General features: G+C 70.7%; 16 protein-coding genes and 2 pseudogenes. 11 read left to right on the top strand and 7 right to left on the bottom strand.

All coding sequences use genetic code 11. The features are described from left to right. The first annotated feature begins 320 nt into the window (after positions 1-320). Positions 321-947: a hypothetical protein gene (locus tag WQO_RS01775; RefSeq protein WP_058953838.1), complete on the top strand. Its 627-nt coding sequence runs from the start codon at positions 321-323 to the stop codon at positions 945-947. Positions 948-999: 52 nt separating this feature from the next. Further along, positions 1000-1644, top strand: a complete 645-nt coding sequence (locus WQO_RS01770) for a class F sortase (RefSeq protein ID WP_029182387.1) — start codon at positions 1000-1002, stop codon at positions 1642-1644. Positions 1645-1947: 303 nt separating this feature from the next. On the opposite strand, the gene WQO_RS34630 is transcribed toward WQO_RS01770, so the two are convergent. Continuing rightward, a complete protein-coding gene (locus WQO_RS34630; protein WP_079055507.1) occupies positions 1948-2187 on the bottom strand; it encodes a hypervirulence associated TUDOR domain-containing protein in 240 nt (79 codons plus the stop codon). Positions 2188-2992: 805 nt separating this feature from the next. Here WQO_RS34630 and WQO_RS01765 point away from each other — a divergent pair. From WQO_RS01765 to WQO_RS37105, 8 genes and pseudogenes are all read left to right on the top strand, one after another. Further along, positions 2993-4177 carry a zinc-dependent alcohol dehydrogenase gene (locus WQO_RS01765; protein WP_010061666.1) on the top strand — a complete coding sequence of 395 codons (1185 nt, stop codon included), beginning with the start codon at positions 2993-2995 and terminating at the stop codon, positions 4175-4177. Positions 4178-4608: 431 nt separating this feature from the next. Continuing rightward, positions 4609-5496, top strand: a complete 888-nt coding sequence (locus WQO_RS01760) for an SDR family oxidoreductase (RefSeq protein WP_029182386.1) — start codon at positions 4609-4611, stop codon at positions 5494-5496. Positions 5497-5547: 51 nt separating this feature from the next. Continuing rightward, positions 5548-5694 (top strand): annotated as a pseudogene (locus tag WQO_RS36640) (ornithine decarboxylase); the annotation flags it as partial. A 414-nt stretch (positions 5695-6108) separates the two neighbouring features. Beyond that, positions 6109-7119, top strand: coding sequence for an acyl-CoA dehydrogenase family protein (locus WQO_RS01755; RefSeq protein WP_010061664.1), 1011 nt, complete (start codon positions 6109-6111; stop codon positions 7117-7119). Further along, the gene (locus tag WQO_RS01750) at positions 7116-7880 is read left to right on the top strand and encodes a PIG-L deacetylase family protein (RefSeq protein ID WP_010061662.1); all 765 of its coding nucleotides are present in this window, start codon (positions 7116-7118) and stop codon (positions 7878-7880) included. Before WQO_RS01755 ends, WQO_RS01750 begins: the two co-directional genes overlap by 4 nt. Then, entirely contained in the window at positions 7877-8491 is a 615-nt protein-coding gene (locus WQO_RS01745) for an SAM-dependent methyltransferase (protein ID WP_010061661.1), read from the top strand. Before WQO_RS01750 ends, WQO_RS01745 begins: the two co-directional genes overlap by 4 nt. Beyond that, positions 8488-9276 carry a glycosyltransferase family 2 protein gene (locus WQO_RS01740; RefSeq protein ID WP_010061660.1) on the top strand — a complete coding sequence of 263 codons (789 nt, stop codon included), beginning with the start codon at positions 8488-8490 and terminating at the stop codon, positions 9274-9276. Before WQO_RS01745 ends, WQO_RS01740 begins: the two co-directional genes overlap by 4 nt. Positions 9277-9316: 40 nt before the next feature. After that, on the top strand, positions 9317-9442 hold the full coding sequence (locus WQO_RS37105) for a hypothetical protein (RefSeq protein WP_257721839.1): 126 nt from the start codon (positions 9317-9319) through the stop codon (positions 9440-9442). Positions 9443-9449: 7 nt separating this feature from the next. On the opposite strand, the pseudogene WQO_RS36635 reads toward WQO_RS37105, so the two are convergent. Further along, positions 9450-9581, bottom strand: a pseudogene (locus WQO_RS36635) (SRPBCC family protein); the annotation flags it as partial. 259 nt (positions 9582-9840) lie between these two features. Here WQO_RS36635 and WQO_RS01735 point away from each other — a divergent pair. After that, a complete protein-coding gene (locus WQO_RS01735; protein ID WP_237274088.1) occupies positions 9841-10566 on the top strand; it encodes a VOC family protein in 726 nt (241 codons plus the stop codon). A gap of 1354 nt (positions 10567-11920) precedes the next feature. On the opposite strand, the gene WQO_RS01730 is transcribed toward WQO_RS01735, so the two are convergent. The 5 genes from WQO_RS01730 to WQO_RS01710 all read right to left on the bottom strand — a co-directional run bounded on the left by WQO_RS01730 (position 11921) and on the right by WQO_RS01710 (position 25953). Further along, a complete protein-coding gene (locus tag WQO_RS01730) occupies positions 11921-12721 on the bottom strand; it encodes an ABC transporter permease (protein ID WP_010061658.1) in 801 nt (266 codons plus the stop codon). Then, entirely contained in the window at positions 12718-13728 is a 1011-nt protein-coding gene (locus tag WQO_RS01725; RefSeq protein WP_010061657.1) for a daunorubicin resistance protein DrrA family ABC transporter ATP-binding protein, read from the bottom strand. The genes WQO_RS01730 and WQO_RS01725 overlap by 4 nt, the downstream gene beginning before the upstream one ends. A gap of 73 nt (positions 13729-13801) precedes the next feature. Beyond that, positions 13802-14008, bottom strand: a complete 207-nt coding sequence (locus WQO_RS01720) for an MbtH family protein (RefSeq protein ID WP_010061656.1) — start codon at positions 14006-14008, stop codon at positions 13802-13804. Beyond that, positions 14005-24420 (bottom strand): non-ribosomal peptide synthetase, encoded by a 10416-nt coding sequence (locus WQO_RS01715; protein WP_058953837.1) that lies wholly within the window; start codon positions 24418-24420, stop codon positions 14005-14007. The genes WQO_RS01720 and WQO_RS01715 overlap by 4 nt, the downstream gene beginning before the upstream one ends. Before the next feature lie 879 nt (positions 24421-25299). After that, positions 25300-25953 carry a fasciclin domain-containing protein gene (locus tag WQO_RS01710; protein ID WP_058953836.1) on the bottom strand — a complete coding sequence of 218 codons (654 nt, stop codon included), beginning with the start codon at positions 25951-25953 and terminating at the stop codon, positions 25300-25302. Positions 25954-25970: the final 17 nt, after the last annotated feature.

Genomic DNA, 25970 nt, shown 5'->3' with positions numbered 1-25970 from the left:
TCCCCACGGGAAAGCTGTGGGCAACGCGTGACGGCGCATCTACGGGTCTCATCCAGGCGGAAGTGGAACCGGGTGAGTCAGCGCCGCTCGGTGAGTTGGGATCTTCTTGATGGCGTTCGGATGGTGAGCCCGCCCTCGTCCGGAGCTGGAGCCGTCCTCTCCACCTGGTCCGTGCGTCTGGACTCCACCCGCCCTCTATCGGCCGATCAGGGCACGTTCGGCATATGCCCGTGTCGTATCGGACTTTTCATATTTTTTGTGGCACTTATTGGGCGATCAGGTGACCAGTATGACAATCGTCTCGGCTTGAAGGAGCCTTCATGCGCATCTCCAGTTCCGTCCCCCTCCGCAGCGCCCGTACAGGGGCCAAGGTCGCCGTTGCCGCCGCGATCGCCGGCGCCTCCCTGGCCGCAGCGCCCGCCGCCTACGCCGCTCCCGGCGACAGCGGCAACATCGACGTCCGCTCGGTCAGCTGGCACTCCAACCGTGACGGGGTCGAGGTCTGCAAGTTCGTGCTGTCGGCGAGCAACTTCGAGTCGTTCCCCTCCGTACCCTGGACGATCACCGAGCAGCCTCCGACCGTACCGCCCGGCACCACTCTGATGGACAGACTCCCGCTCATCAACGGCAGTGCGCGCAGCGAGGCGTACCTGCTCCCGGAGGGCACCTACCAGCTGGTGTGGGTCGTCCCCGCGGGCCCGAAGCAGCGGAGCTTCAAGGTCGAGTGCGACCGCGGTAACCACGGCAGCAAGCCGCACAAGCCGCAGCAGCCCATCGGCGGTGTTCCTGCGGGCGGCGGCGGTGTCCCGGACATGGAGCCCGTCAGCTCCGAGAGCGACTCGAACGCCACAACCACCGGTGCGTGGCTGGCTGCTGGGGCGGTGGGCGCCGCGGGTCTGATCGTGATGCGCCGGTCCGCACGTCGCCGTGCTCGTGGTGAGGCGTAGCTCTCGCTGCCGAGGGCGACGACGAGGGCCGACGCGCGCGTGCCGTCTCACGATGACGCTGAGCGTGACGTTCTCTCTGGTGGCCGGCATCGTCTGGGTGTCCTCGGACTCGTCCGAGGACACGGTGCCGGCCGCCGCGCGCGGAGGTGACTCCGCGGGGGGGGGCCGGGAGCCGTTCCGTCGGGCACCGCACGAACCGGATCAGCACGTGCCCGCCTCGCACGCGCCTCTGGTGCCCTCACGGCCATTGAAGGTCGCCATCCCCGCCATCTACATCGAGGCGGCGGTCACCGGGCTCGGTCTCGATGCGAAGGGCAGGCTCGGAGCCCCGCCGCTGAGCACGCCCAAGCTGACGGGCTGGTACGAGAAGGGGCCCTCACCCGGTGAGAACGGAACGGCCCTGCTGGTGGGCCACCGCGACACCAGGACGGGCCCTGCCATCTTCCTCAATCTCAACGCATTGCGCCGCGGCGACAAGGTCAACGTGGTGCGCGCGGACCGTAAGACTGCGGTGTTCACGGTGGATGCGGTGAAGACGTACACCAAGGACAAGTTCCCCGACGACAAGGTGTACGGGGAAACCGGGCGGCCCGAACTGCGGCTGCTGACCTGCGGAGGTCGCTTCGACGAGAAGGCGGGCTACTCGGCGAACGTGGTGGTCTTCGCCCACCTCACTTCACTGGAGAAGACGGCCTGAGCGGAGCGTTCAACGGAGGGCCGGTACCTCGGGGACAAGGTACCGGCCTTCCGTCATGATCTGCGGATGGCTGAACCAGGCCGGTGTGGTCCGTGCAGTTTTCTGTGGCTGGATGCAGGACAACCGACTTACGCAATTTCTTCATTTCTATGTTCACTCATAGAAGAAGGCGGCTGGCCGGTTCCTGCGTCCTCCCTCTGATGGTGCGAAGCGCGAGCCATTTCTCCAGCTCTCGCGCAGTCATGTTGACGGCATCACCGAAGTGATCAAGGGTCTTCTGCCGCTCTTGGTCACTACCCTCGCTCATGAGCCGGCCCCGTTCTTTTTTCTTCGCTTCAGTGACGCCGGACGGTGGACGGCCTTTTTACCCGTCTTGTCACTCCGTACCTCGTACTGCGGCTCTTCCTTCGATGCGTCGACTTTCCGGCCGGCTGCCTCGGTCCTCCTGTCGACTTTCCGGGTCACCGAACCCTCGACGCGATGCCCGTGGCTCCGCCAGGAAACTTCGTCTCCAGCGGACAGGTCTTTCCTTCTTTTCGCCATGCAGACCCGCCTGCCTTCTCTTCTGCTGCCAGGCCGCCGTGTGCTTGCCCGGCTCCGCCAGGATCGTTGCTCAGGGCCTTCCTCGCACCACGGGCTATTCGACGCTCTGCCCAATCCACACCGTGCAGAGCGTTTCCAGGCGGTCATTCCGAGTGCTGGGATCCGACCGCCCTCCGGTGAACGAGGCACGCGAGCGGTTTCTGAACGGGCGACCGGGCTCTGCCCGACCCGCCTGGTCGAGGGCGGGGAACGCCGCCGCGCACCGGTACGAATCTCAAGCCACCGTTTGACGCCCTCCACCCCCGCGCGGCGGCAAAACGGCACAGCACCCCCAGGCGACGGAGACTCCCGCGATCTTCAGGCACCGGAACCAGCCGGTGAACGTTGTGCGGAAAGGGATTGCGCCGGACAGGTCGGCAGCGAGACGGCAGACAGTCGCGGCCCGCATAGAGCTGTGCCGGGGTCTGGGACCATGCCTGTCTTCACCGACAGGGGTGATGCCGTAGCGGGCCAGGATGCGGGCGGTCTGAGGGTCGAGGCCGGGCAGGGCGAGACCAGCCTCGTGCACAGGACGGCAGCGGTCTCGTGCGGGCTTGTCGGCCCGTGGCTGGGCGAGGTCCCACCCGTAGCTGCGAAGGAGCGTGGGCCTCCCGCAGGCTGAGCGGGTGACGCCAGGGCGGAAGCTCCACGGGGGAGTAGATGCCGTTTCAAAGGGTCGCCGCGATCTTTCTGCGTGTTTCATCAGGTGTCTCATGGGAACCCGGCGCACTCGTCCACGAGTACCAGCGAGGGAAGGGAGCGGGCCGTGCGCGCATTGACCTATCAGGGAAAGCGGGACGTCCGGGTGGAGACTGTCCCGGATCCGCGTATCCAGGATCCGACGGACATCATCGTCAGGATCACGTCCACGGGGATCTGCGGCTCCGATCTTCACCTGTGCGAGGTGCTCGGCCCCTACCTCGACCCGGGCGACGTCCTGGGCCACGAACCGATGGGGGTAGTGGAGGAGGTCGGCCGCGAGGTGACCGCCTTCGCCGCGGGGGACCGGGTCGTGATCCCCTTCAACGTGTCCTGCGGCCACTGCCACATGTGCGGGCAGGGCCTGCACTCCCAGTGCGAGACGACCCAGGTGCGCGAGCGCGGCATGGGAGCGTCCCTGTTCGGGTTCACCAAGCTCTACGGCCAGGTGCCCGGCGGACAGGCGGAGTATCTGCGGGTGCCCTTCGGCAACGACCTGCCCATCAAGGTCCCGCACGGCCCCGCGGACGACCGGTTCGTCTTCCTCTCCGACGTCCTGCCCACCGCCTGGCAGGCCGTGGAGTACGCGGACATCCCGCCCGGCGGCAGCGTCACCGTGCTCGGCCTCGGCCCGATCGGCGCCATGGCCGCCCGGATCGCCCTCCACCGGGGCGCCGGCCTCGTCATCGGCGTGGACTTGGTTCCCGAACGTCTCGAACGGGCGAGCAGGCACGGTGCCACCTGCCTCGACCTGCGCCGTTACGGCAAGAACCTCGGGGACGCCGTCCGCGACCTCACGGACGGGCGCGGCACGGACGCGGTGATCGACGCCGTGGGCATGGAGGCCCACGGCTCGCCCGTGGCCAAGGCGGCGCACACGGCGGTCGGGCTGCTGCCCGACGCACTCGCCCAGCGCCTGATGGAGACGGCGGGCATCGACCGCCTCGCCGCACTGCATACGGCGATCGACCTGGTGCGCCGGGGCGGAACGATCTCCCTCTCCGGCGTTTACGGAGGCGCCGCCGACCCGATGCCGATGCTCACCCTGTTCGACAAGCAGATCCAGCTCCGTATGGGCCAGGCCAACGTCAAACGCTGGGTCGACGACATCCTGCCCCTGCTCACCGACGACGACCCGCTCGGCGTGGACTCCTTCGCCACCCACCACCTGCCGCTCGAAGAGGGACCCAAGGCCTACGAAACGTTCAGGGAGAAGGCCGATGGCATGATCAAAACCTTGCTCATCCCCTGAGCCCATGAGTCCCGGCCCGGCGACGAGAGGGAGCAACCTCCGCATGGAGGACAGCCGCCGGCATCCGGGCAAGCGGATGCCGGCCACGGGCGCCACCGGCACCGTGGGAACCACCGCGGTCCGCGCGCTCGCCACCGACCAGCATTTCGGATCGGTTCTCGGACCCGCCCTCAGACAGCCCGACCTGCTGACTGACAGGAGCGCGAGGTGCAGGGCCGGCAGCCCTTACCGCGGATGTCGCTGACGCCCTTCTGCGCGGCGTCGGCACCGCCCGGGCCGAGAACACTGCACTGTTGGAAAGGCCGAAGGCTCGGCTGAGCGGCCCCAGTCAGCCAGTCGTGCTGTCCGCAGAGAACCTGCTTCACCGGTGTGGCCCAGGCCGCGACGGTGTCCGGAGCACCAGACTTCCGCCACGACCAGAAGGAAAAGCCATGCCAGGCAGTGAACAGCCGCAGGACCCCAATACGCTCCATCCCCGCCCCGACTTTCCTCAGCAGGACCAGGCGCACCCGGGCTGGACCGGCCCCATGGACCCCCCGCCGGATCATGGCGAGGACTCCTACCGCGGCTCCGGCCTGCTCGACGGCCGGAAAACCGTGATCACCGGGGGTGACTCCGGCATCGGCCGTGCGGTGGCGCTGGCCTTCGCGCGTGAGGGCGCAGACGTCCTGCTGACCCACCTGCCCGAAGAGGAACAGGAGGCGCATGAGACCGTCCGCCTGGTCGAACAGGCCGGACGCGAGGCAGTCCCCGTGCTCTGCGATATCCGGGACGAGAAGCAGTGCCGCTCACTCGTCGAACGCGCCGTGTCCGAGTTCGGCCGCATCGACGTGCTGGTCAACAACGCGGCCTACCAGATGTCGCAGCCCGACGGCATCTCCGCGATCTCCACCGAGCAGTTCGACCGCGTGGTGCGCACCAACCTCTATGGCATGTTCTGGCTCTGCAAGAGTGCGCTGCCGCACATTCCGGCGGGCGGCTCGATCATCAACACCACATCGGTTCAGGCCTACAAGCCGAGCCCGCACCTGCTCGACTATGCCATGACCAAGGGAGCGATCGTCACCTTCACCCAGGGCCTGGCCCAGATGCTGGCCTCCGACGGCATCCGCGTCAACGCCGTCGCCCCCGGCCCTGTCTGGACCCCTCTCATCCCGGCGACCCTCCCCGACACCGCCGAATTCGGAAAGCAGAGCCCGCTCGGCCGGCCCGCCCAGCCCGCGGAGATGGCACCCGCCTATGTGTTCCTCGCCTCCCAGAGCGCCTCCTTCATCACCGGCGAGATCATGAACGCCACCGGCGGTACACCGCTTCCTTAGTACCGGGAAACGCCTGGTCAGCGAGAGTCGTGCGGAAAGGCGTACCAGAGAATGTTCATGGATCATCATGAGGCGCCCGTTCTCGAAGCCCTTGCTGCTTACCGGGACCGGGACGAGCTGGGCTTTTCACCGCCCGGCCACAAGCAGGCACGAGGGGCCTCTCCGGCGGTGCGTGCCGTGCTGGGCGACGCCGTGTTCGCCCCCCCGGGTGGTCCTGGCCCGCCTTCGCCCGAAGCGTCTGGGGACGGCGAAGCGCCGGTAGAAAGTGGCGAACGACCCCATGATCACCTTCGCGAAAAGGGCTCCGAAGGCGCAGAGCTCCGCCTACCCGATCGCGAGACTCATCAGAGCGCGGGGCCGCGCACGCAACGGCTGTGCGGCGCCCCGGCCCAGCCGGCAGAAGCCAGACCACACGCCAGATCCTGATCTGGGGATCACTGGCTTGCCCAGCCGCAGCAACCTGCCGTTGGGCTGCAGTTTCGAACTCGTGCTTGCGGGAACCCAGGGTGGGGCCCGACGACAATCCGGCGACGGAGCTGGGGGCCGCCTTCGGGACGGCGGGCCCAGATCCGCCGTCTATGTGACCTCAGCTTCGAGGTTCAGGAGGCACGAGTGACGACCGATCGTCCCGCGCAGGATGAGCATCTGCTGTCCCCCCTCAGCCCGGAGTTTCGCGCAGGTGACCTCTTCACGAACTTTGTGGCAGAAGAGGCCGCGCAGATCCCGTTGCCCGGCGAAGCGACCGTTGCCCGCTTCGCTGCGCTGTCGGAACTGGGCCGCAGGGACCTGTCCCTGGCCCGGCTCGCAGAGGGCCATCTCGACGCTGCGGCGATCCTGCACGAGATGGAGCGTGCACTCCCCTCGCCGGCCGAGAGGTGGGGAGTGTGGGCGGCACGACCCCCGGGCCCCGGCCTCGCGGCCCGACTGACGGGAGCAGGGTGGCGGCTGGACGGCATCAAGCCGTGGTGCTCCGGGGCCCGCTTCTGTACCCGTGCGTTGGTGACCGCCGAAGCCGAGGATGGCTACCGGCTCTTCGCGGTCTCGCTCGACCAGCCGGGGGTCCGACCGGTGGCCGGAACGTGGCCGGCGATCGGCATGCAGGGCAGCGACACCCTGGATGTGGCCTTCGACAATGTGGCCGCGCGGCCCGTCGGCGATCCGGAGGGCTATTTGCGGCGCCCTGGCTTCCTGCACGGCGGGATTGGGGTCGCAGCATGCTGGCTCGGCGGTGCGCAGGCCGTTGCCACCACCCTCTACGACAGGGCCGCGAACGGCCGGGTCGACGATCACGCCGCGGCACACCTGGGCACGGTCGACCTGCTCCTGTCCACCGCCGAGACAATCGTGCGCGAAGCCGCCAACGCAATCGACGCAGATCCGCTGAACGAGCACGGCCAGGCTGCGCTGCGCGGGCTGCGGGTGCGGGCCCTGGTCGAGAAAGTGTGCACCGAGGTGATGGAGCACGTGGGACGCGCCACGGGTGCAGGACCCCTGTGCCATGACGCGCGGCACGCGCGCGCCGTCGCGGACCTGACCGTGTACGTACGCCAGCATCACGCGGAGTCGAATCTCGCCCAGCTCGGCCGGTTGGCGGCGCGCCACGGCGTACAGGAAGTGCGATGAGCAGGCGCGCAAGTTCCCGGCAGGAGGCTGCGGCGCTCATCGACGCGGCAGGAACCGGCGAAGCCGACTGGATCGCCGCGGACCTGGAAGAGGCGCTGCCGCAGGTGAGGGCCCCCCACGGGCCGGTCGTGATCGTGGCCGCGCACCCGGACGACGAAGTGCTCGGCTTCGGCGGCACCATCGCCACCCTCCTGGCGGCCGGCGTGGAGGTGCACACCGTGTGCCTGACCGCCGGTGAGGCCTCGCACGGCACCGGAGATCCCGGGGCGATGGCCCGCCTCGCAGTGCGACGACGAGCCGAACTCACCTCGGCGCTGCGCGCGCTCGGCCCACTGCCGGACGCGATCCACGCCCACCTGCCCGACACCGGTCTCGACCGGCACGAGGAGACCGCCCGCACGGTGATCGCCGAGGCGCTCACGCGCACCGGCGCCACGCTGTGCGTGGCGCCGTGGGAGGGAGACCTGCACAGCGACCACGAGGCAGCCGGACGCGCCGCACGACGCGCGGGCAGCGACAGCGGGGTCACCGTATGGACGTACCCGATCTGGATGTGGCACTGGGCGCGCCCCGGCGACCAGCGGGTGCCCTGGCACCGGGCGGGCGTACTGCCGGTGACCGGGGAGGCCCTTGACCGCAAGAAGACGGCGCTGGCCCACTTCATCAGCCAGCTTCAACCGCGGGGCCCGCAGCAACCCCCGGTTCTTCCTCCCGTAGAACTCGTCCACCACACCCGCGCGTTCGAAACGGTGATCCTTTGAACACCCCTGCCGACTACTTCAAGGGCCAGTACGCCCGCGCCGACGACCCTTGGCAGCTGGCCGAGCGGTGGTACGACCGGCGCAAGTACCAGCTGACCGTCGCAGCGCTTCCCTACGCCCGCTACCGCAGGGCGTTCGAGCCCGGCTGCTCCGTCGGCGTGCTCAGCGAACTCCTCGCCCCGCGTTGCGAGTCCTTGCTGAGCGCCGACCGGGTCACTTCAGCCGTCGGTACGGCGACGCGCCGGCTCTCTGGCCTGCCCCAGGTCAGGGTCCAGCAGATGGCGGTCCCGGAGGAATGGCCAGAGGGGCCCTTCGACCTGGTCGTCCTGTCCGAGCTGCTGTACTACTTCGGCCCGGCAGCACGCACCCGGATGCTGCGGCAGAGCGCCGACAGCCTCAGCGACGGCGGGCACCTGATCACCGTCCACTGGAACCACCCGGTCGATGAACACACATGCACGGGCCAGCAGATCGCCGGAGAAGCCGACGCGCTCGCGCACCTGCGCCCACTGGCCCGGTACGACGATCCCGACTTCACCCTCACCGTCCACGAGCGGGGCACCGGCCCCGGCACGGCTCTGTCACCTGCCTGCGGCGAAGGCCTGGCATGAACATCGCCGCTGTGGCCGTCGTGGTCCCCGCACACAACGAGGCCGAACGCATCGTGGCCTGCGTCCGAAGCATCAGGGCGGCCGCGGACCAGGTGGCACCGTTGCCGGTGCGCACCGTCGTGGTCGCAGACGCCTGCACCGACACCACCGCACACCTCGCGGCACGCGAAGGCGCCCACACCGTCAGCATCAACCGGCGCAACGCGGGAGCGGCACGCGCTGCCGGTGTCCTGCACGCCCTGGCACTCCTGGGCTCCACCTCGGATATCTGGCTTGCCATGACCGACGCCGATTCAACCGTGCCAGCACACTGGCTGACCCGGCAGACCGCGTGGGCCCGACGCGGCCACGACGCCGTACTCGGCACCATCCGGCTCGCCCCCGACCTCCAGGGCGCGTGCACATACGCCCGCAGCGAGCACGACGCCGCCTACTACCGCACCCGGCCAGCCGCAGAAGACACCACGGCCTGGGAACACCCCCATATCCACGGCGCGAACATGGGCGTGTCCGCCACCGCCTACCGCCACGTCGGAGGCTTCGCACCGCTCACCTCCAGCGAGGACCATGACCTCGTCGCACGCCTTGCACAGGCCGGACACCGCATCGCCCGCACCGACGACCACCCGGTACACACCGCCGGCCGACTGCACGGCCGCGCCCCGGCCGGCCTGGCTGCCCTCCTCCGCTCCCTGCACCCGACAGCGAGAACATACGCGCTCACCGCGCCCCCGGACCCGGTCGAAGAGCACTTCCCGCCCCCGCACGCTGCGACCGAAGCGTGACGATGTCCGCAGGGTTGGCCTTCTGCGGTACGAGCGAGAGATGTGGGCGGTGGTTGTCTTCGCCGTCCTGATATCCGTGGTAGTCCACGGGGTGGCGGCGACCTCGGTGACCGCGTACCTCGACCGCCGCGCGGCCGAGACCTCGGCCGGAGCGGAAGCTTCCTAGTGAAGCGGCGTGCCGCGATGGACTGCTTGAAGCGCTTCAGGTCGCTGGTGGCCTGGCGCTTGACGAGGCCGAGCTTGACACCGACCGTCTCAACCAGGCCCTCGGGGGCGCAGTCGAGCTGCAGCATGACCTTGGTGGTGTTGTGAGGGAAGAGCGCTTCGCCGGGGCCTTTGCGTCCGGCCCTTCTGAGAATCCCCGCAGTCATCCGCTCCGGTTTGCGCTGCTACGTCCGGCGGTTCGGGAGGCTCGTTCTGGAATGATTGGCAGGGGAGTCCAGCCGGCCGTGGGTAGGTGTGGGGTCTTGGGCACGGTGAAGGTCTTGGAGGAGCGAGCGGATGTCCGGGTCGGATGAGCGGCGGAACGTGTCGGCGCAGGGCACTCCCTGCTGGGTCAACCTGATGGTCGCTGACCTGGCGGTGGCCCGCGCGTTCTACGGCGAGGTCCTCGGCTGGAAGTTCCGCTCGAGTTCCCTGGACGATCAGTTCCTGGTTGCGACGGCAGGCGGCCATCCGGTGGCGGGGATCGGGGCCCGGAGGCCCGGCCTCGCACCGGCTTCCGTGTGGACGCCGTACTTCGCGGTGCGGGACGCCGATGTGACGGCGGCGAGGATTCGTGAGCGCGGTGCCACGGTCGCGGTGGGGCCGATGGCGATGGGCGATGGGCGGGTGGGTCTGGCGGCGGACCGGGACGGGGCAACGTTCGGTTTCTGGGAGGGCTACACGCTGGCTTGGTCGCCGGGGGAGGGGCAGGCGCCCACCCGGATCGACCTGCAGACCCGTGACGTGATCGACGCGGCGGTGTTCTGCGGGGAGGTGTTCGGCTGGGCGGAGGGTGAGGACGTCGACGTCGCGTACCGGAAGGACCATGTTCTGGTGCAGCTCGGGGGCCGGGTCATTCTCTCTCTGCGGGGCGGCGGTGTGCAGACCTCTCCGCTGGCTCATCTGCGTCCGCGTTGGCTGGTGAACTTCGCTGTTGATGATGTCGAGCGGGCTGTAGCCGCCGCCATGAGCGCCGGAGGCGTCAGCCCCGAGCCTTCGCCGGCCACCTGGGCCCCTTCGGGGTTCTCGCGGACCCTGCAGGACCCGGACGGTGGCCTGTTCACGCTCTCCCAACGCGATGTATGAGGCCGCGCCCCAGCGGTCCTCCCGGGCGGTGCCCCGAGGGGGGCGCCGTTGCGCGGGAAGTCACCATGCGGATGGCGGCGTGTTCTGTCTCGGGTCGGTTTCGGCAAGGGCGTTTTCTCTGATTCGGCGACAGGATCCGGCGATCAGGCGCGTTACGAGCATCTGGGAAGCGCCCAGTTCGGCGGCGATGGCGCGGCGTCCTCGATACAGCGGGTGAGTGCGTGGAGCCGTGGTCCGGAGACAGCCGGTTCACATGCCTGCGGAGCTCGGCCTGCCAGCGGCGTGCGATGGAGGACCGCACCACCGCGGGCCAAGAGATCGTTGATGTGGCGCTCCACACCGGAGAGCTGAAGGCACTCACCGGGCTCGTGGCAGAGGGCTCCGTGCTCCCACGCGATGATGCCAACGTGGCGAGCCCGATGCCACCGCAGAGGCGGTCTGCACAGTCCAGGGCTCAAAGCGTCGGAGCTTGAGACCGTCGGCTTGGATCCGGGTGGAGGTGGGTGATCGTGGACGTCCGAGTCCGAGGCCGCCGAGTGGTGCGGACAACCTGGACGCAGCGCGGAGCGGCTCTTGCGGGAGGTGGGGTGTCGCGGGCGGGCCGGACATCTTTCACGCGGAAAGGTCAGGAAGCCGGCAGCGGCTGGGTTGAGGCCGACTCCTCACAGGGCCTGCCGGAGCTCCCGGGCGGGTCACGCTGTCACGCGGCCCGGGAACTCCGGTACGACAGTCGCCTTGCGCCAGATTGATGATCCAGTCCAGAGCGGTGGTACCCGGACTGTAGGCAGGAGCTGTCCGCCAGATCTGAACGAAGGCGCCTACCAGAGCGTCGTCGGCCTGATCCGCGGTCGCACGCCGAGAGCGCAGGAGCGCGAGAAGCAGCGGTGCCACGAGGTCGTACAGCTCGGCCAGTGCTTTGACGCTCCCGTGTGCGATCTGCACCAGCAAGTCATCAGCACGTGCTGTCGCCCTTCCGGGGACGAGGCACGCGGCATCCTGCGCATGGTCGCGATCCGGATGGTCCTGCCGGATCCCGGGCTCCGTATTCTTCACGTCTCGTACCCTATCGGTGCTCCGGCTCCGGGTTTCCGCGTCGGAGACCGGCTGGGTCTGCCTGCCTCCGGACATCGGCAGGGCTCTCGTGCGGCTGCGGGCCGGATGGTCCTGTGCGGTGGGCGGCTCGGGTGTGCGCGTTCAACTCCGGCACCCTCGCCCCTCCGGGAACCTCGCCGTCAACGCCGGTCCGAACGCCGGATTCGACATCTGCTTCTCCCACCGGACGCGGACCAACCACGACGTCGGTCCGGTCCTGTACCGGCCGACATCGGTCTGTGCGCCGTCAGCTCCGCTCGACTCATCCGAGAGTGATGCGCCGGAAGCGGATCAGCGCGAGGAGCATGAACACGCCGGTGATGACGATGGCACAGGCCGCGGCATACGGGAGCGCGTGCACGACGGGCCAGGCGTCGCTTGCCGGCAGGCCGGTGGGCGGCGGGTTGCCGAAGAGTCCGCGGACCGCGGTGGCCGTGGCGGAGACCGGGTTCCACTCCGCCACGGTGCGCAGCGGGCCGGGCATGGTGTGCGGGGAGACGAACGCCGCGGAGACGAACGTGACGGGGAAGAGCCAGATCAGCCCCGCGCTCTGCGCGACCTCGACGCTGCGGGCCATCAGCCCGATCGCGGCCCCCACCCAGGACATGGCGAAGGCGAAGAGCAGGATCAGCAGATAGGCCGCGAGCGCCTCGGCGGGGGAGGCGCTGATGCGCCAGCCGACCAGCAGGCCGCACAGGGAGGTGACGACCAGGGTCACCGCGCTCATGGTCAGGTCGGACAGAGTCCGCCCCAGGAGCACCGCCATGGCGGGCATGGGGAGGGAGCGGAAGCGGTCCACGATGCCCTTGTCCATGTCGTTGGCCAGTCCGAGCGCGGTGAAGGCGGAGTTGAAGGTGACGGCCTGGGCGAAGATGCCGCCCATGAGGAACGTCCGGTACTCGGCCCCGCCGAGGCTGCCGCCGAAGACATAGGCGAGCAGCAGCACGAACATCACCGGCTGCACGAGCGCCGCGATGACCGACCCGGGCGTCCGGCGCAGGTTCAGCAGATTGCGCCAGGCGATGATCGAGGAGTCGCGGCCCAGCCGCTGGACCGCTGTCATCGCGCACCTCCGCCGACGGCCGCGACGCCGGGAGGGGGCGCTGCCGCGTCCGGCGCGATGGGACGGCCGGTGAGGGAGAGGAACACATCGTCCAGGGTCGGTGGTGCCAACCCCACGTCCTGCACGGCTATTCCGGCCAGCCGAAGGCAGCTCAGGGCGTACTCCAGGCTCTGTGCGCCGTGGTCGGTGGCGACGGTCAGCCGTCCGGTGCGCTGGTCCAGGTCGGGGAGGTGGTCGCCGAGCGCGGCCAGGATCTCCGTGGCGGTGCTGCGATGCCGTGGCTCCGCGACGGTGAGGGAGAGCCGCTCGCCGCCGACCCGTGCCTTGAGCTGGGCCGCGGAACCGCGGGCCACCACGGTGCCGCTCTCGATGACGACGATGGCGTCGGCCAACTGGTCCGCCTCCTCCAGGTACTGGGTGGTGAGCAGCACGGTGGTGCCCTCGGCGACGAGGTTCCTGACGGCCTGCCAGGTGTCTGCCCGGCCTCGGGGGTCGAGACCGGTCGTAGGCTCGTCCAGCACCACCACGGGGGGCCGCGCCACCAGGGCGCCGGCCAGATCGAGACGTCTGCGCATACCCCCGGAGTACGTCTTGCTCGGCAGGTCGGCCGCGTCTTCCAGATCGAAGTCGCTGAGCAGCTGACCGGCCCTGCGGCGGGCGGCATGCCGCCCGAATCCGTAGAGCCGCGCGACCAGGTAGAGGTTCTCCCGGCCCGAGAGCTTCTCGTCGACCGCCGCGTACTGCCCCGAAAGACCTAGGTCACGGCGTACGGCCTCGGGGGCGGAGAGGACGTCGTGACCGGCCATCCAGGCGCGGCCGCCGTCCGGCCGCAGCAGCGTGGACAGGACTCTCACCGTGGTGGTCTTGCCCGCGCCGTTCGGGCCGAGGACCCCCAGCACGGTGCCGGGGGCCGCTTCCAGATCCACACCGTTCAGCGCCTGCTTCTTCCCGAAGCGCTTGGTGAGGCCTTCGGCCCGTATGGCCGGGCGGGTCGGAGGGGAGGTCATGGACGCCTCTCGTAGATGAGTGCACAGCACGGGTTCCCCGCGTGCCGGTGCCCGTGCGGGGCCGGGCCCGGGGTCATGCCACCCGCGCGCGGGCGCTCCTGGGCGTGATGTCGGGCCAGTGGACCTCCACGTACTCCAGGCAGGCCGTGTGCCCTGCCGGACCGAAGACCTCGTCCCAGCCGGCGGGAACCGGCGCGAACGACGGCCACAGGGCGTGCTGGCCCTCGTCGTTGACCAGGACGCGGTGCTGGGTGTTGGGGTCGTCGAAGGGGTTCGTCATGACAGGTCTCCTCGTTCGGTGTGGTGGTCGGCCGTGAGCACGGCCGTGACGGTGGTGCCGATCTGCTCCCGCGCGGCGGGCTGCATCATCTGGGCGTGCGCGCACGCCACGTCGTGGTTCTCGACGGGACCGGTGATGTAGGGGTCCCACAGGGACAGGTCGAAGGTGTCCGCGGGGCGGCCCTCGGTGGCGGTGAAGAACAGTGCCGGGCCGTGGAACACGCGGGGGGTGTACCTGCGCATCAGCCGGGCCTGACCGGCGAAGTTGTCGACCATCGCGTCGATCGTGGCCGGCTCCAGCGCCCCGAGAGGGCTCCCGTTCGCACGGAACTGGTCGCGTACGGCGGCTGCCTCGACCGGCCCGTCCCCGTCCAGGGCCTCCTGGCCGACGCCCATGTTGGAGAGGAGGGCGCGGAAGACGGTGTCCCGGCTCGCACTGTCCAGGTCGTCCAGCGGGGCGAGCGGGAAGGCGTCCAGGATCGTCAGCAGGGCCACCTCTTCGCCCGCTTCCTGGAGCTGGACGGCGACCTCCTGGACGACGTTGCCGCCGAAGGACCAGCCGAAGAGGTGGTACGGGCCGTGTGGCTGGACGGCCCGCAGCTCGGCCACGTACACGGCGGCCATCGCTTCGATGCTGTCCGGGAAGGGCCGGGTGCCGTCGAGGTTCGGGGTCTGGAGTCCGTAGAGCGGCCGGTCGTTCTCCAGGTGGGGGAGCAACCCGGCGTACGCCCAGGCCAGGCCGCCTGCCGGGTGGACGCAGAACAGCGGGGGCAGGGTGCCCTTGGTGCGGAGCGGCAGCAGGGTGGCCAGCGGGTTGTCCTGGACACCGGCGCCGATGCGTTCCGCCAGTGCGGCGACCGTGGGCGCCTCGAACAGACTGCGGATGCTGACGTCCACCCCGAGTGCGTCACGGATACGACGGATGAGCCCGGCCGCCAGCAGCGAATGCCCGCCCAGTTCGAAGAAGTCGTCGTCGATGAGGACGCGTTCGAGCTCCAGCGTCTCGGCGAACAGCGTGCACAGCACGTCTTCCCGAGGGTTGCGGGGGCTGCGCCCGTTTCCCGCGTCGGCCCGTGGTGCGGGCAGGGCCGCCCGGTCCAGCTTTCCGTTCGGGGTCAGAGGGATGGCGTCCAGGGCGACCCAGCCGGACGGGACCATGTACGCGGGCAGCCGGGAGGCCGCGTGCTCCCGTATCGCGTTCAGTCGTTCGCCCTCGGACCGGGCCGTTCCGGTCGGACCGGACGGCGCGGCGGGGCCGGTGAGTACGACGTAGGCCACCAGGCGCGAGCCGCCGGGGCCTTCGCCCTGGGCCACCACCGCCGCCTGGGTGGCGTCCGCATGCTCCGTCAGAACAGCGGCGACTCCTTCCGGCTCCACCCGGAAGCCGCGCACCTTGACCTGGCCGTCGGTGCGGCCGGCGAACTCCAGAGCGTCGTCGGACCTTCGAACGGCCCGGTCGCCGGTGCGGTACATCCGTGCGCCCGCCGGGCCGTGGGGGTCGGGCACGAAACGGGTCGCGGTCTCCGCGGGCTGCGCCTGGTAGCCGAGAGCCAGGCTGTCGCCGGCCAGGTAGAGCTCGCCGGTCACCCCGACCGGAACCGGCCGCAGCCGGTCGTCGAGGAGCCGTACCGAGGTCCCGTCGACCGGGGAGCCGAGCACAGGCCGTTCGGCCGCCCGGAGGTTCGCGATGAGGGTGTCGACCGTCGCCTCGGTGGGGCCGTAGAAGTTCCAGGCCGTGAGGCCCGGCCGCGACCGCAGGTCGTCCCAGAGCGCGGCCGGGACGGCTTCGCCGCCCAGCGCGATCACGGACGGAACGGGACCGTCCTCGGCGAACAGCCCGGCGTCCAGCAGCTGACGGACGTGCGTCGGCGTGGACTCCAGAACGTCGAACCCGTGGACACGCGCCGCATGGACCAGGGCTTCGGGGTCGCGTCGTGTCAGGTCGTCCAGGACATGCAACCGGTGTCCGTCGATCATCCACAGCACCGGGTCCCACGCGGCGTCGAAGGACAGGGCGGCCGTCAGCGCGACGTCGAGCTGCGGCTTCCCGGCCGCCCGTACGGCGGGTGCGAAGACATGGCGGCGGTGGTGTTCGAGCAGCCGGGCGAGGGACCCGTGGCCGACCAGGACCCCCTTGGGACGGCCGGTGGACCCCGAGGTGTGCAGGAGGTAGGCCGGCTCGCCGGGTCCCGGGCGCCTCGGCTCTCGCGGGAGCGCGGAGCCGTCGGAAAGCGCGCCGGAGCCCTCCGGGGAGTGCAGGTTCAGCCGGCGCCCATGGCCCCGGGCCCGCTCGTGCGTGCTGCCGGCTGTGAGCACGGTGTGCGGGCGGGCGTCCGCCAGCACCGCGTCGATCCTGCCCTGCGGGAGGGAGTCGTCGACCGGTACGTAGACGGCTCCCGCCTTGAGCACGCCGAGCAGGGCGGCGATGGAGTCGGTGGAGCGCGGCAGCAGGACGGCCACCGGATCCCCGGAGCCCGCGCCGGCCCGCACGAGCAGTGCGGCGATACGGTCCGAGCGGGTGTCCAGCTCCGTGAACGAGAGACTGCCGTCCGGGGCGGTCACCGCGATGTCACCGCTGCGCGCCGAGGCCACCGTGGCCGCGAACCGGTCCAGCACGGTCGTGAAAGGCGCGGCGTCGTCCATGGACGAGCCATGGCTTTCGCCGATGGCCAGCAGGCGTCGCTGTTCCTCGGCGCCGACCAGCGGCAGGTCGCCGACGGCCGTGCCGGGATCGCCGACGGCGTGGGCGAGGAGGAGGGCGAAGCGCTCGGCGATCCGTACGGCCGTATCGGCGTCGAACAGGTCGCGGCTGTACTCCAGCGTTCCGTCGAGGCAGCTCCCGTCCCCTGTGGCCGACGCCCGCTCGGTGAAGGAGAAGGAGAGGTCGAACTTGGCGCCTCCGGTGTCGACCGCCTCCAGCCTGGCCTGGAGACCGGGGAGGTCCAGGCGCGGCGGCCGGTGGTTGTTGAGGGTCAGCATGACCTGGAAGAGCGGGTGGCGGGAGAGCGACCGCGTCGGCCGGACGGCCTCCACCAGCCGTTCGAAGGGCAGTTCCTGGTGGGCGTATGCGGCGAGGTCCGTCTCCCGTACCCGGGACAGCAGCTCGGTGAAGTCCGGGTTGCCGCCGAGGTCCGTCCGCAGAGCGAGCGTGTTGACGAAGAAGCCGACCAGCGGGTCGAGTGCCTCATCCGTCCGCCCGGCGACCGGGGTGCCGACGAGTACGTCGTCGTCGCCCCCCATCCGGTGCAACAGGGCCGCCAGGGCGGCGTGCAGCACCATGAAGGTGCTGCTGGCCGTCGACTTCGCCAGCCGTGCCACACCGGCCATGGTCTCCTCCGGTACACGGACCGCGACCGTCCCTCCGAGACCGCTCGGCGAGGTGGGCCGGGGGCGATCGGCGGGCAGGGCCGTCTCCTCCGGGGCGGCACTCAGCCGGTCCTCCCAGTAGGCGAGTTGGGCCGACGCGGTGGACGTGGGATCGGCGAAGTCGCCGAGCAGGTCGCGCTGCCACAGGGTGTAGTCCGCGTACTGGACCGGCAGCGGGTTCCAGCTCGGCGCGCGGCCGGCCGTCCGTGCCGCATAGGCGCCGGCCAGGTCCTGAGCGAGCGGCCCCATGGACCAGCCGTCCGCCGCGATGTGGTGCACGGTCACCAGCAGGGTGTGCCGGTCCGCCGCGTTCCGGAACAGGACCGGCCGCAGGGGCACGTCCCGCTCCAGGTCGAAGGGCTCGGCCGCGGCCTCACGCAGCGCCCCGCCGAGCTGTGCCTCCTCGACCGCCACGAGCGGAAGTTCCGGCCGTGCGTCACCGGGTGTGAGGACTCGCTGGCGGGGGCGGCCGTCACCGGGTTCGACCACGGTGCGCAAGCTCTCGTGCCTGGTCAGCACATCACCCAGAGCGTTCCGCAGAGCGTTTTGGTCCAGGGCGCCGGTGAGCCGCACCGTGAACGCCATGTGGTACGCGGCGGCCCGGGGGTCCAGCTGGTGCAGGAACCACAGGCGCTCCTGCGCCGGGGAGAGAGGCGGCTGCTCCGTGTGCCGTGCCCGGTGCAGGGCGGGCCGTGCCGAGCCCGCGTCCGCGAGCCGTTCGGCCAGCGCGGCGGGGGTCGTGGACTCGAAGAGTGCCCGTACCGGGAGCTCGACGCCGAACGCGGAGCGGATACGCCCGACCAGCCGCGTCGCCAGCAGGGAATGGCCCCCCAACTCGAAGAAGTCGTCGTCCGGCGAAACCTCTTCGTGGCCCAGACTCTCCGCGAACAGGGCACAGAGGATCTCCTCCGGGGCCGACCGCGGTGCCCGCCCAGCCGCCTTCGGACTCCCCGCCGGTGAGGCCGACGGCAGTGCCGGGAAGTCCACCTTCCCGTGCGCGGTCAGCGGAAGGGAGTCCACGGGAACGATCAGCGAGGGGACCATGTGGGCAGGCAGCCGACGCGCCACGAAGGAGCGCAACTCCCGGAGGGACAGCTCTCGACGACCGGCCGGCACCACCCAGCCGACCAGCTGCGCCTCACCCGAGCCGGGGTCGGAGCGGACCGCGACAGCCGACCGTGTGATGCCCTCGTGCGAGTCCAGAGCGGAGGCGACCTCGCCGGTCTCGACCCGGAAACCGCGGATCTTGATCTGTCCGTCGGCCCGGCCGAGGTACTCCAGGCGGCCTTCGACCCGGCGCACCAGGTCGCCGGTCCGGTACATCCGTGAGCCCGCTGCTCCGTGGGGATCGGGCAGGAAGCGTTCCGCGGTCGCGGCCGAACGGCCCTCGTAGCCGCGCGCGACGCCCGGGCCCGACACGTACAGCTCGCCCGTCACCCCGGGGGCGACCGGCCGCAGCCGCCGGTCCAGGACGCGGGCGCGGGCACCGGTCACCGGATGGCCGAGGTGCGGTCCCACGCCCGGCAGGACACGGCCCATCACGCTGTCCACGGTGGTCTCCGTGGGCCCGTACAGGTTCCACACCGCGACATCGGACAGACCCGCCAGCTCCCGCCACAGTGGGGCCGGTACGGCTTCCCCGCCCAGCGCGAGCACCCGTGGCCGGGGGCGCCCGGGGGCGAACAGGCCGCACGCGCGGAGCTGTTCGAGGTAGGAGGGAGTGGTCTCCACGACGTCGATCGCACGCTCATGGAGAAGAGCGGTCAGCGCCTCGGGGTCGCGGCGCGTCGTGTCGTCCACGAGATGCAGCTCATGGCCCGCGATCATCCACAGCAGAGGGTCCAGGGAGGCGTCGAACGTCATCGCGGCCGTATGGGCCACCCGCAGGGGCAGCCCGTTGTTGGCTGCCTCCGCCGGGCCCATGAGCCGGTCGCGGTGATGGGCCAACAGCGCGGCCAGCGAGTGGTGCTCGACCACGACGCCCTTGGGCAGCCCGGTCGACCCGGAGGTGTACAGCACGTACGCGGCGTCCCGGCCGCGCGGCGGCGCGGGCAGACCCGCCGCAGAAGGGGCTGCCTCCTGCCCGGCTCCGTCGAGCAGCAGAACGGCGACCGTGTCCGGGAGAACGGCCCTGGTCGCGGCGGTGGCGAGCACCAGGTGCGGGGCGGCCGTGTCGAGAACCAGCTCGGTACGGGCCGCGGGCTGAGCCGTGTCCAGCGGTACGTACACGGCGCCGGCCCGCAGGATCCCCAGCATGGCCACGACGGCGAGGGAGGTCCGGGGCAGTGCCACCGCCACCCGGTCACCGGGTTCCACTCCGCGGTCCACGAGGGAGGCGGCCAGCCGGTCGGTGCGCAGGCGCAGTTCACCGAAGGTGAGGCGGCCGTCGTCGGCGACGACGGCGGTCCGGTCCGGCTGGACGGCCGCGCGCGTCGCGAGGACGTCCAGCACCGTCCAGTCTCCGCCGACAGCCTCCGTGGTCGCGCTGAGCGGCCTTGTCGTGCTCCGCGAAAGCTCGTCCAGTGCTGCGGCGCGCTGTGACGGGGTGAGGAAGTCGAGGTCCGTCACCGGACGGTCCGGCTCGGCGAGCAGAGCGCTCAGGAGGCGGGTGAAGTGTTCGACGAACCGTTCCGCCGTCGCCTTGTCGAAGAGGTCCTCGTCGAACTCCAGCTCACCGGTGATCCCCTGCGGACGGCCTTCCCCGTCATGCTGCTCGGACAGGTCCCAGCTGAGATCGAATTTCGAGCCCGTCCGGCCCACGGCCATCTCGCGGCTGACCGAAAGACCGTCCAGGTGCGGACGGGGCGCGGGCGTGTTGTTGAGGCTCAGCATCACCTGGAACAGCGGATGGCGGGCGAGCGACCGCGGTGGGGCCAGCTCCTCGACGACCCTTTCGAACGGGATGTCCTGGTGCGCGTAGGCCGCCAGGTCGGTCTCCGCCACCCGTCGCACGAGCGTACGGAACGACGGCGCGCCGGAGACGTCCGCCCGCAGGACCAGTGTGTTGACGAAGAAGCCGACGAGTTCGCCGAGCGCCTCGTCCGTACGTCCCGCCACCGGGGTGCCGACGGCGATGTCCTCACCCGCGCCCAGCCGCGACATCAGACCGGCGAGCGCGGCGTGCAGCGCCATGAAGGAACTCGCCTCGGACACCCTGGCCAGCTCGACCAGCATCCGGTGGTCGTCCGCCGTGATCTGCACGGGCACGGTGCCGCCCCGGCCCGAGGGCCGTTCCGGACGCGGCCGGTCAGAGGGGAAGACCGACTCCTCCGGCAGTCCGGCCAGCGAGTCCGCCCAGGCGGACAGCTGGCGGCGGGCGAGGCTGTCCGGAGCGTCCGGATCGCCGAGCAGGTCACGTTGCCACAGCGCGAAATCGGCGTACTGCAGGGGCAGCCGTTCCCAGCCGGGGGCTCGCCCGGCGCAGCGTGCGCCGTAGGCGGCGGACAGGTCCCGCATGAGTGGTCCCATGGACCATCCGTCGGCGGCGATGTGGTGCAAGGTCACGACAAGGACGTGGTCCTCGGCGTTCGCGGAGAACAGCCGGGCGCGCAGCGGGATCTCGCGCTCCAGATCGAAGGGAACGCCGTCCGGGGCCGCCGGCTCGCCGACGGGCATCACGCGCAGCAGCGGACTCGGAATCCGCGGCGGCGGCAGAATGCGCTGGCGGGGGCCCTCCGGGGCTGCCGTCACCACCGTGCGCAGCACCTCGTGCCGCTCCACGATGTCGCGCAGCGCCAGCTCCAGGGCGTCTCGGTCCAGGGAACCGCGCAGACGCAGAGCCACCGGCAGATGGTAGGAGGTGCCCGCGTCGCCCAGGCTCTCCAGGAGCCACAGACGCTGCTGGCCGAACGACAGAGGGAGCTGCTCGGGGCGCGGGACGACCGCCGCCACCGGACGCCGGGCCGCCCCCGCCCCGCCCAGTGCGGCCACCAGGCCGGCCGGGGTGGGCGAGGCGAAGAGGGCACTGATCGGAATTTCCACGCCGAACTCACCGCGGATCCGGCCGATCAGCCGCATCGCCAGCAAGGAATGCCCGCCCAAGGTGAAGAAGTCGTCGTCCCGGCCTACCCGAGACACCCCCAGGCACGCGGCGAACACCGTGCACATCCGGGCCTCCTGAGCGGAGCGCGGTGCGCCGCCGCCGGAGGCGACCGGCACGGCGGGAGGCAGAGCCGCCACGTCGAGTTTCCCGTTGGGAGTGAGAGGAAGCCGCTCCACCGTCGCCCAGGCGGTGGGAACCAACGGTCCGGGCAGCAGAGCGGCGACCGTGTCGCGTGCCTGAGCGTGGGCGGGGGCATCGGGACCCGCCACCAGGAAGGCGGCGAGACGTTCGGGTCCGTCGGGCGCGGTCGTCAGGGCGACAGCGGCGTCCTCGACGCCGGGAAGGGAGCGCAACGCGGCCTCGATCTCCCCGGTCTCCACCCGTACGCCCCGCACCTTGATCTGCCGGTCACTGCGTCCGAGGAACTCCAGGGAACCTCCCTCGTCCCACCGCGCGAGGTCACCGGTGCGATACATCCGCGCCCCCGGAACGCCGAAGGGATCGGGCATGAAGCGCTCCGCGGTGAGCCCTGGCCGCCCCGCGTAACCGCGGGCCAGGCCCTCACCCGCGAGATACAGCTCGCCCACGGACCCGCGCGGCAACGGGTGCAGTGACGGGTCCAGCACGTAGGCCCCGGCTCCGGCGACCGGGCGTCCGATCACCGGCGAGCGGCCGGTGATCCTGGCGGTCACGGCGTTGACGGTGGTCTCGGTGGGGCCGTAGAAGTTGAACACCAGCAGGTCGGGATCGGCTGCCAGCTCCTCCCACAGCCCCTCGTCGACCGGTTCGCCGCCCAGAGCGATGACGCGAGGCCGGTGGGTCCCCGAGGTGAGCAGGCCCGCGGTCATCATCTGCCGCAGATAGGTGGGGGTCGTCTCGATCGCGTCGATGTGGTGGTCGACGAGGTACCGCACCAGGGCCTGGGGATCGCGGCGCACATCGTCCGCGATCACGTGCAGTTCGTGTCCGGCGACCATCCACAGAACCGGGTCCCAGGAGGCGTCGAAGGAGGTCGCGGCGCTCAGGGCCACGCGCAGCCGTCGCTCGAGGGCCTCCTCGGCCAGGTGGTGCGCCTCCCGCCGGTGGTGCTCCAGGAGGTTGCTCAGCGACCGGTGTTCGACGACCACACCCTTGGGTCTGCCGGTGGAACCGGACGTGTAGATGACGTAGGCGGCGTCGTGAAGCTCGGGCCCGGGGACCCCGACGGGCCCACTCGCGCCGTGCGGGACCGTGCCCGGGTCGACACGGGGGATCCAGGCGCGGGGATCGATGGCGTGCGCGGATGACGCGGTCGCCACCAGCGCCACCGGCTGTGAGTCCTCGATCATGAAGGCGAGCCGGTCCGCCGGATACGAGGGGTCCAAAGGCAGGTAGGCCGCCCCTGTCCGCATCACGGCGAGTATCGCCACGACCAGGTCGATCGACCGGGGCAGGCCCACCGCGACGCGGGTGCCCGGGCGGGCGCCCTGGGCGCTGAGCTCGGCCGCGAGGGCGTTCACCCGCCGGTTGAGTTCATCGAAGGTGAGCGTCGCGCCGTCGCAGACGACGGCGGTGCGGTGCGGGGTCTCCCGCGCCTGCCGGTCGAAGAGTTCGGGCAGAGGGGCCGGTATCGCCGCGTCATCGCTCGACGGCCGGGCGGCCCCGAGGCCGAGGACCTGTCGCTGTTCGTCCTCGGCGACGGGGCTCAGGGCCCCGACGCTGCGCTCCGGGTCCGCCACGAACGCGTCGAGCACGCGGCAGAGCCGCTCGTGCGGTCCCACCAGGTCCTGCTGACCGTAGCGCTGGGCGTTGCCCAGCAGATCGATGTCCAGGCCGCCGTCGCCGAAGGAGGCGTGCACCGCCACTGCCAGATCCTCGACCGGTCCGATCGACAGGTTGTGCAGGGTGGCCCGGTGGGGGCCGAAGCGCAGGGTGTCGTCGAAGGCGAGGATGTTGACGGACGGCCCGGTCAGCGGAGCCCGCGTTCCGGTCAGACCCGACTGGTGGCGCAGAGCCTCCGCCGGCCTGCGCTGGTGCCGGAGTACCGACCTCGCCTCGGCGGAGGCCCGCCGGGCCAGATCGCTCACGCGGTCGGAGGGGGAGACGGAGAGCCGCATCGGCAGGATCGAGCTGAGCATGGTGGGCGTCGACCGGGCGGCCGGAGTGCGGCGACCGGTGACGGGCAGGCCGAGCACGACCTCGCCGAGCCCCTTCTCCCGGTGCAGGCACAGCGCCAGCGCCGCCATGACGAACGTCGGCCACCCGGTCCCGGCCCGCTTGGCCGCGGCCTTGAGGCGGTCGGCCTCCGCCCGGCTGTAGGTGCGCCGCACCGACACCGTCCCGTACGCCTTCCCGTCGCCGGTTCCCGCCGGGGCCTCGGGCGGGTGGGCTCCGGCGAGGTGCGCCGTCCAGAACCGTTCGTCCTCCACGGCCTGTCCGGAGGCCAGGTAGACGTCCTCCTCCTCGATGAGCTTCGCGAGGGAAGCTGCGGGACGGTGGTCGGGCGTCGTGCCCGGCGCGAGCGTGAGCGCGGTGTACACCTCGGCGATCCGGGAGAGAGCCAGGACCGCCGCGTAGCCGTCGAGTGCCAGGTGGTGCACCTGCTGGTGAAAGAGGTGGTGCGAGGGAGAGAGCCGGTAGAGGGTGACCCGGACCAGAGGGCCCGCCGACAGGTCGGCGGGCTCCGCCAGGCAGAGCCGCATGCGCCGTAGAGCCTCGCCGTACGGGTCCTCCTCGCCGGAGAGATCCACCAACGGCACGGCCAACGAGGCGCGTTCTTCCACCCGTTGGAAGGGAACCCCGTTCCGCTCGCCGAAAGTGCTGCGCAGGGCTTCCATCTCGGCCGCGGTGTGGTTGACGGCCCGGCTCAGGAGGCTGGTGTCGACCGGGCCTTCGATGTCCGCGTACTCGGCGATGTTGTACGAGGGGTCCAAGGGGGCGAGTCGTTGCGCGAACCAGACTCCCCGCTGAGCGGCGGTCAGGCGCACGGTGCCCGCCGGAGTTCCGTTGTGGGATACGTCGGTCACGCGAATTCACCTCGGTGGGGGATGCCTGCGCCGTCAGCGCCGGGGCGCGCGGGTGCGGCAGGGCGGAACATGGCGGGAGGGGGGAGACGACGGGCGTCGTCGGCGGGGATGGGCGGATGCGCGTCTACATGGGTGTCAGCACGTCGGCTGAGCTACTTGCGAGGCCTGGAACTCCTGCGCATCGCGAACGTGAAGCATTCGCTTTGATGGGCTGATGCACGCAGGCCGCCTCCTCGGAGCTGACGTTGCCCCAAGTGGGCTGTCACGCCAGTGATTCGAAGTCACAGCAGCCTCGGATTGCCCATGTGACGCACGACACGTCGCAGCGGACGTCTTTTGCAGTTCGCTGGCGCGTATGAGCCAATCGCCTGGCGGATTTACGCCCACGGCCCATCCGGAGGGCGGTGTCGCACCGAAGAACGCAGTGTCCGGACGTCTCGCCGGATCTTTTTGTTCCCCATCAGAATTGGAGAACCCTGTGAAACTTCCCGTACCCGCTCTGCGCTGGCAGCTCGTAGGAGCCCTGGTCGGCGCCACCCTGCTGGCGGCTGCTCCCGCGGCATCTGCGGCGCCCTCTCCCCAGGCCGCCCCCCGTCAGGCCCAGGCGGTGCCCGGCGACGCGGCTGCTCCTGGACCGGCTGCCTTCTATCGCGGCATACAAGGAGGGAACCTCTGTCTGCTGGCTCGCTGCACAGTCGGCGATTCCGGAACCGGAGGCCACTCCGGGCCCAGTAACACCCAGGGATTCAACCTCTGCCTGCTCGCCTTGTGCACCGTGCGCCCCTGAGTGGCGGCAAGCATGAGAAGGGCCCCGAGTCGGTGAAGATGACTCGGGGCCCGGCCCGTTCGGGGTTTCCCGCGCGGTGCGTGGGGTGTGTGTCAGCTCTTGGGCATGAGGACGGTGTCGACGATGTAGACGGTGGCGTTGGCGGTGGGGACGTTGCCGCAGACGACCTTGGAGGTGTCGTTGACGGTGTAGTTCTCGCCGGAGCCCTTGGTGGTGAGCGAGGACTTCTGGAGGGTGTCGTAGGTGCCGCTCTCCAGCTGCGTGGGGGAGAGCTTCTCGCCGACGACGTGGTAGGTGAGGATGTTGGTGAGCATCTCCTTGTCGGCCAGGACCTTGTCGAGGTCGGCCTTGGGGATCTTGGCGAAGGCGTCGTTGGTCGGCGCGAACACGGTGATGTTCTGGGCGTTGTTGAGCGTGTCGACGAGGCCGGCCTTCTTCACCGCCGTGACCAGGGTGGACAGGGCCGGGTTGTTGGAGGCGGCGGTCGCGACCGGGTCCTGGGCCATGCCGTCGAAGGAGCCCGCACCGTCCTTGGGGACGGTGGCGCAGGCCGGACCGAACGGGCCGTCCGCGGGGGTGCCCTCGGCGGGTGCGCTCGACTTCTCCTCCGCGGGGGCGGAGGACGAGGCCTTGTCGGCGGCCGCGTCGGAGGAGCTGTCGTCCCCGCCGCAGGCGGTCAGCGTGAGGGGCAGGACAGCGGCGGCGGTGAGAGCGAGGGCGGCGCGGCGGTAGCGGAAGGCAGTCACGAGATATCTCCAGCGTG

The organism is Streptomyces globisporus C-1027 (assembly GCF_000261345.2).
Classification (GTDB): Bacteria; Actinomycetota; Actinomycetes; order Streptomycetales; family Streptomycetaceae; genus Streptomyces; species Streptomyces pakalii.
This window is presented reverse-complemented; position numbering and strand designations above follow the sequence as displayed.

Coding starts and splice junctions, on each gene's coding strand:
- WQO_RS01725 (WP_010061657.1), bottom strand. CDS start 13,728: ATGACCTCCCCTCCGACCCGCCCGGCCATACGGGCCGAAGGCCTCACC.
- WQO_RS01770 (WP_029182387.1), top strand. CDS start 1,000: ATGACGCTGAGCGTGACGTTCTCTCTGGTGGCCGGCATCGTCTGGGTG.
- WQO_RS01760 (WP_029182386.1), top strand. CDS start 4,609: ATGCCAGGCAGTGAACAGCCGCAGGACCCCAATACGCTCCATCCCCGC.
- WQO_RS01750 (WP_010061662.1), top strand. CDS start 7,116: ATGAGCAGGCGCGCAAGTTCCCGGCAGGAGGCTGCGGCGCTCATCGAC.
- WQO_RS34630 (WP_079055507.1), bottom strand. CDS start 2,187: ATGGCGAAAAGAAGGAAAGACCTGTCCGCTGGAGACGAAGTTTCCTGG.
- WQO_RS01730 (WP_010061658.1), bottom strand. CDS start 12,721: ATGACAGCGGTCCAGCGGCTGGGCCGCGACTCCTCGATCATCGCCTGG.
- WQO_RS01740 (WP_010061660.1), top strand. CDS start 8,488: ATGAACATCGCCGCTGTGGCCGTCGTGGTCCCCGCACACAACGAGGCC.
- WQO_RS37105 (WP_257721839.1), top strand. CDS start 9,317: ATGTGGGCGGTGGTTGTCTTCGCCGTCCTGATATCCGTGGTAGTCCAC.
- WQO_RS01735 (WP_237274088.1), top strand. CDS start 9,841: ATGGTCGCTGACCTGGCGGTGGCCCGCGCGTTCTACGGCGAGGTCCTC.
- WQO_RS01720 (WP_010061656.1), bottom strand. CDS start 14,008: ATGACGAACCCCTTCGACGACCCCAACACCCAGCACCGCGTCCTGGTC.
- WQO_RS01775 (WP_058953838.1), top strand. CDS start 321: ATGCGCATCTCCAGTTCCGTCCCCCTCCGCAGCGCCCGTACAGGGGCC.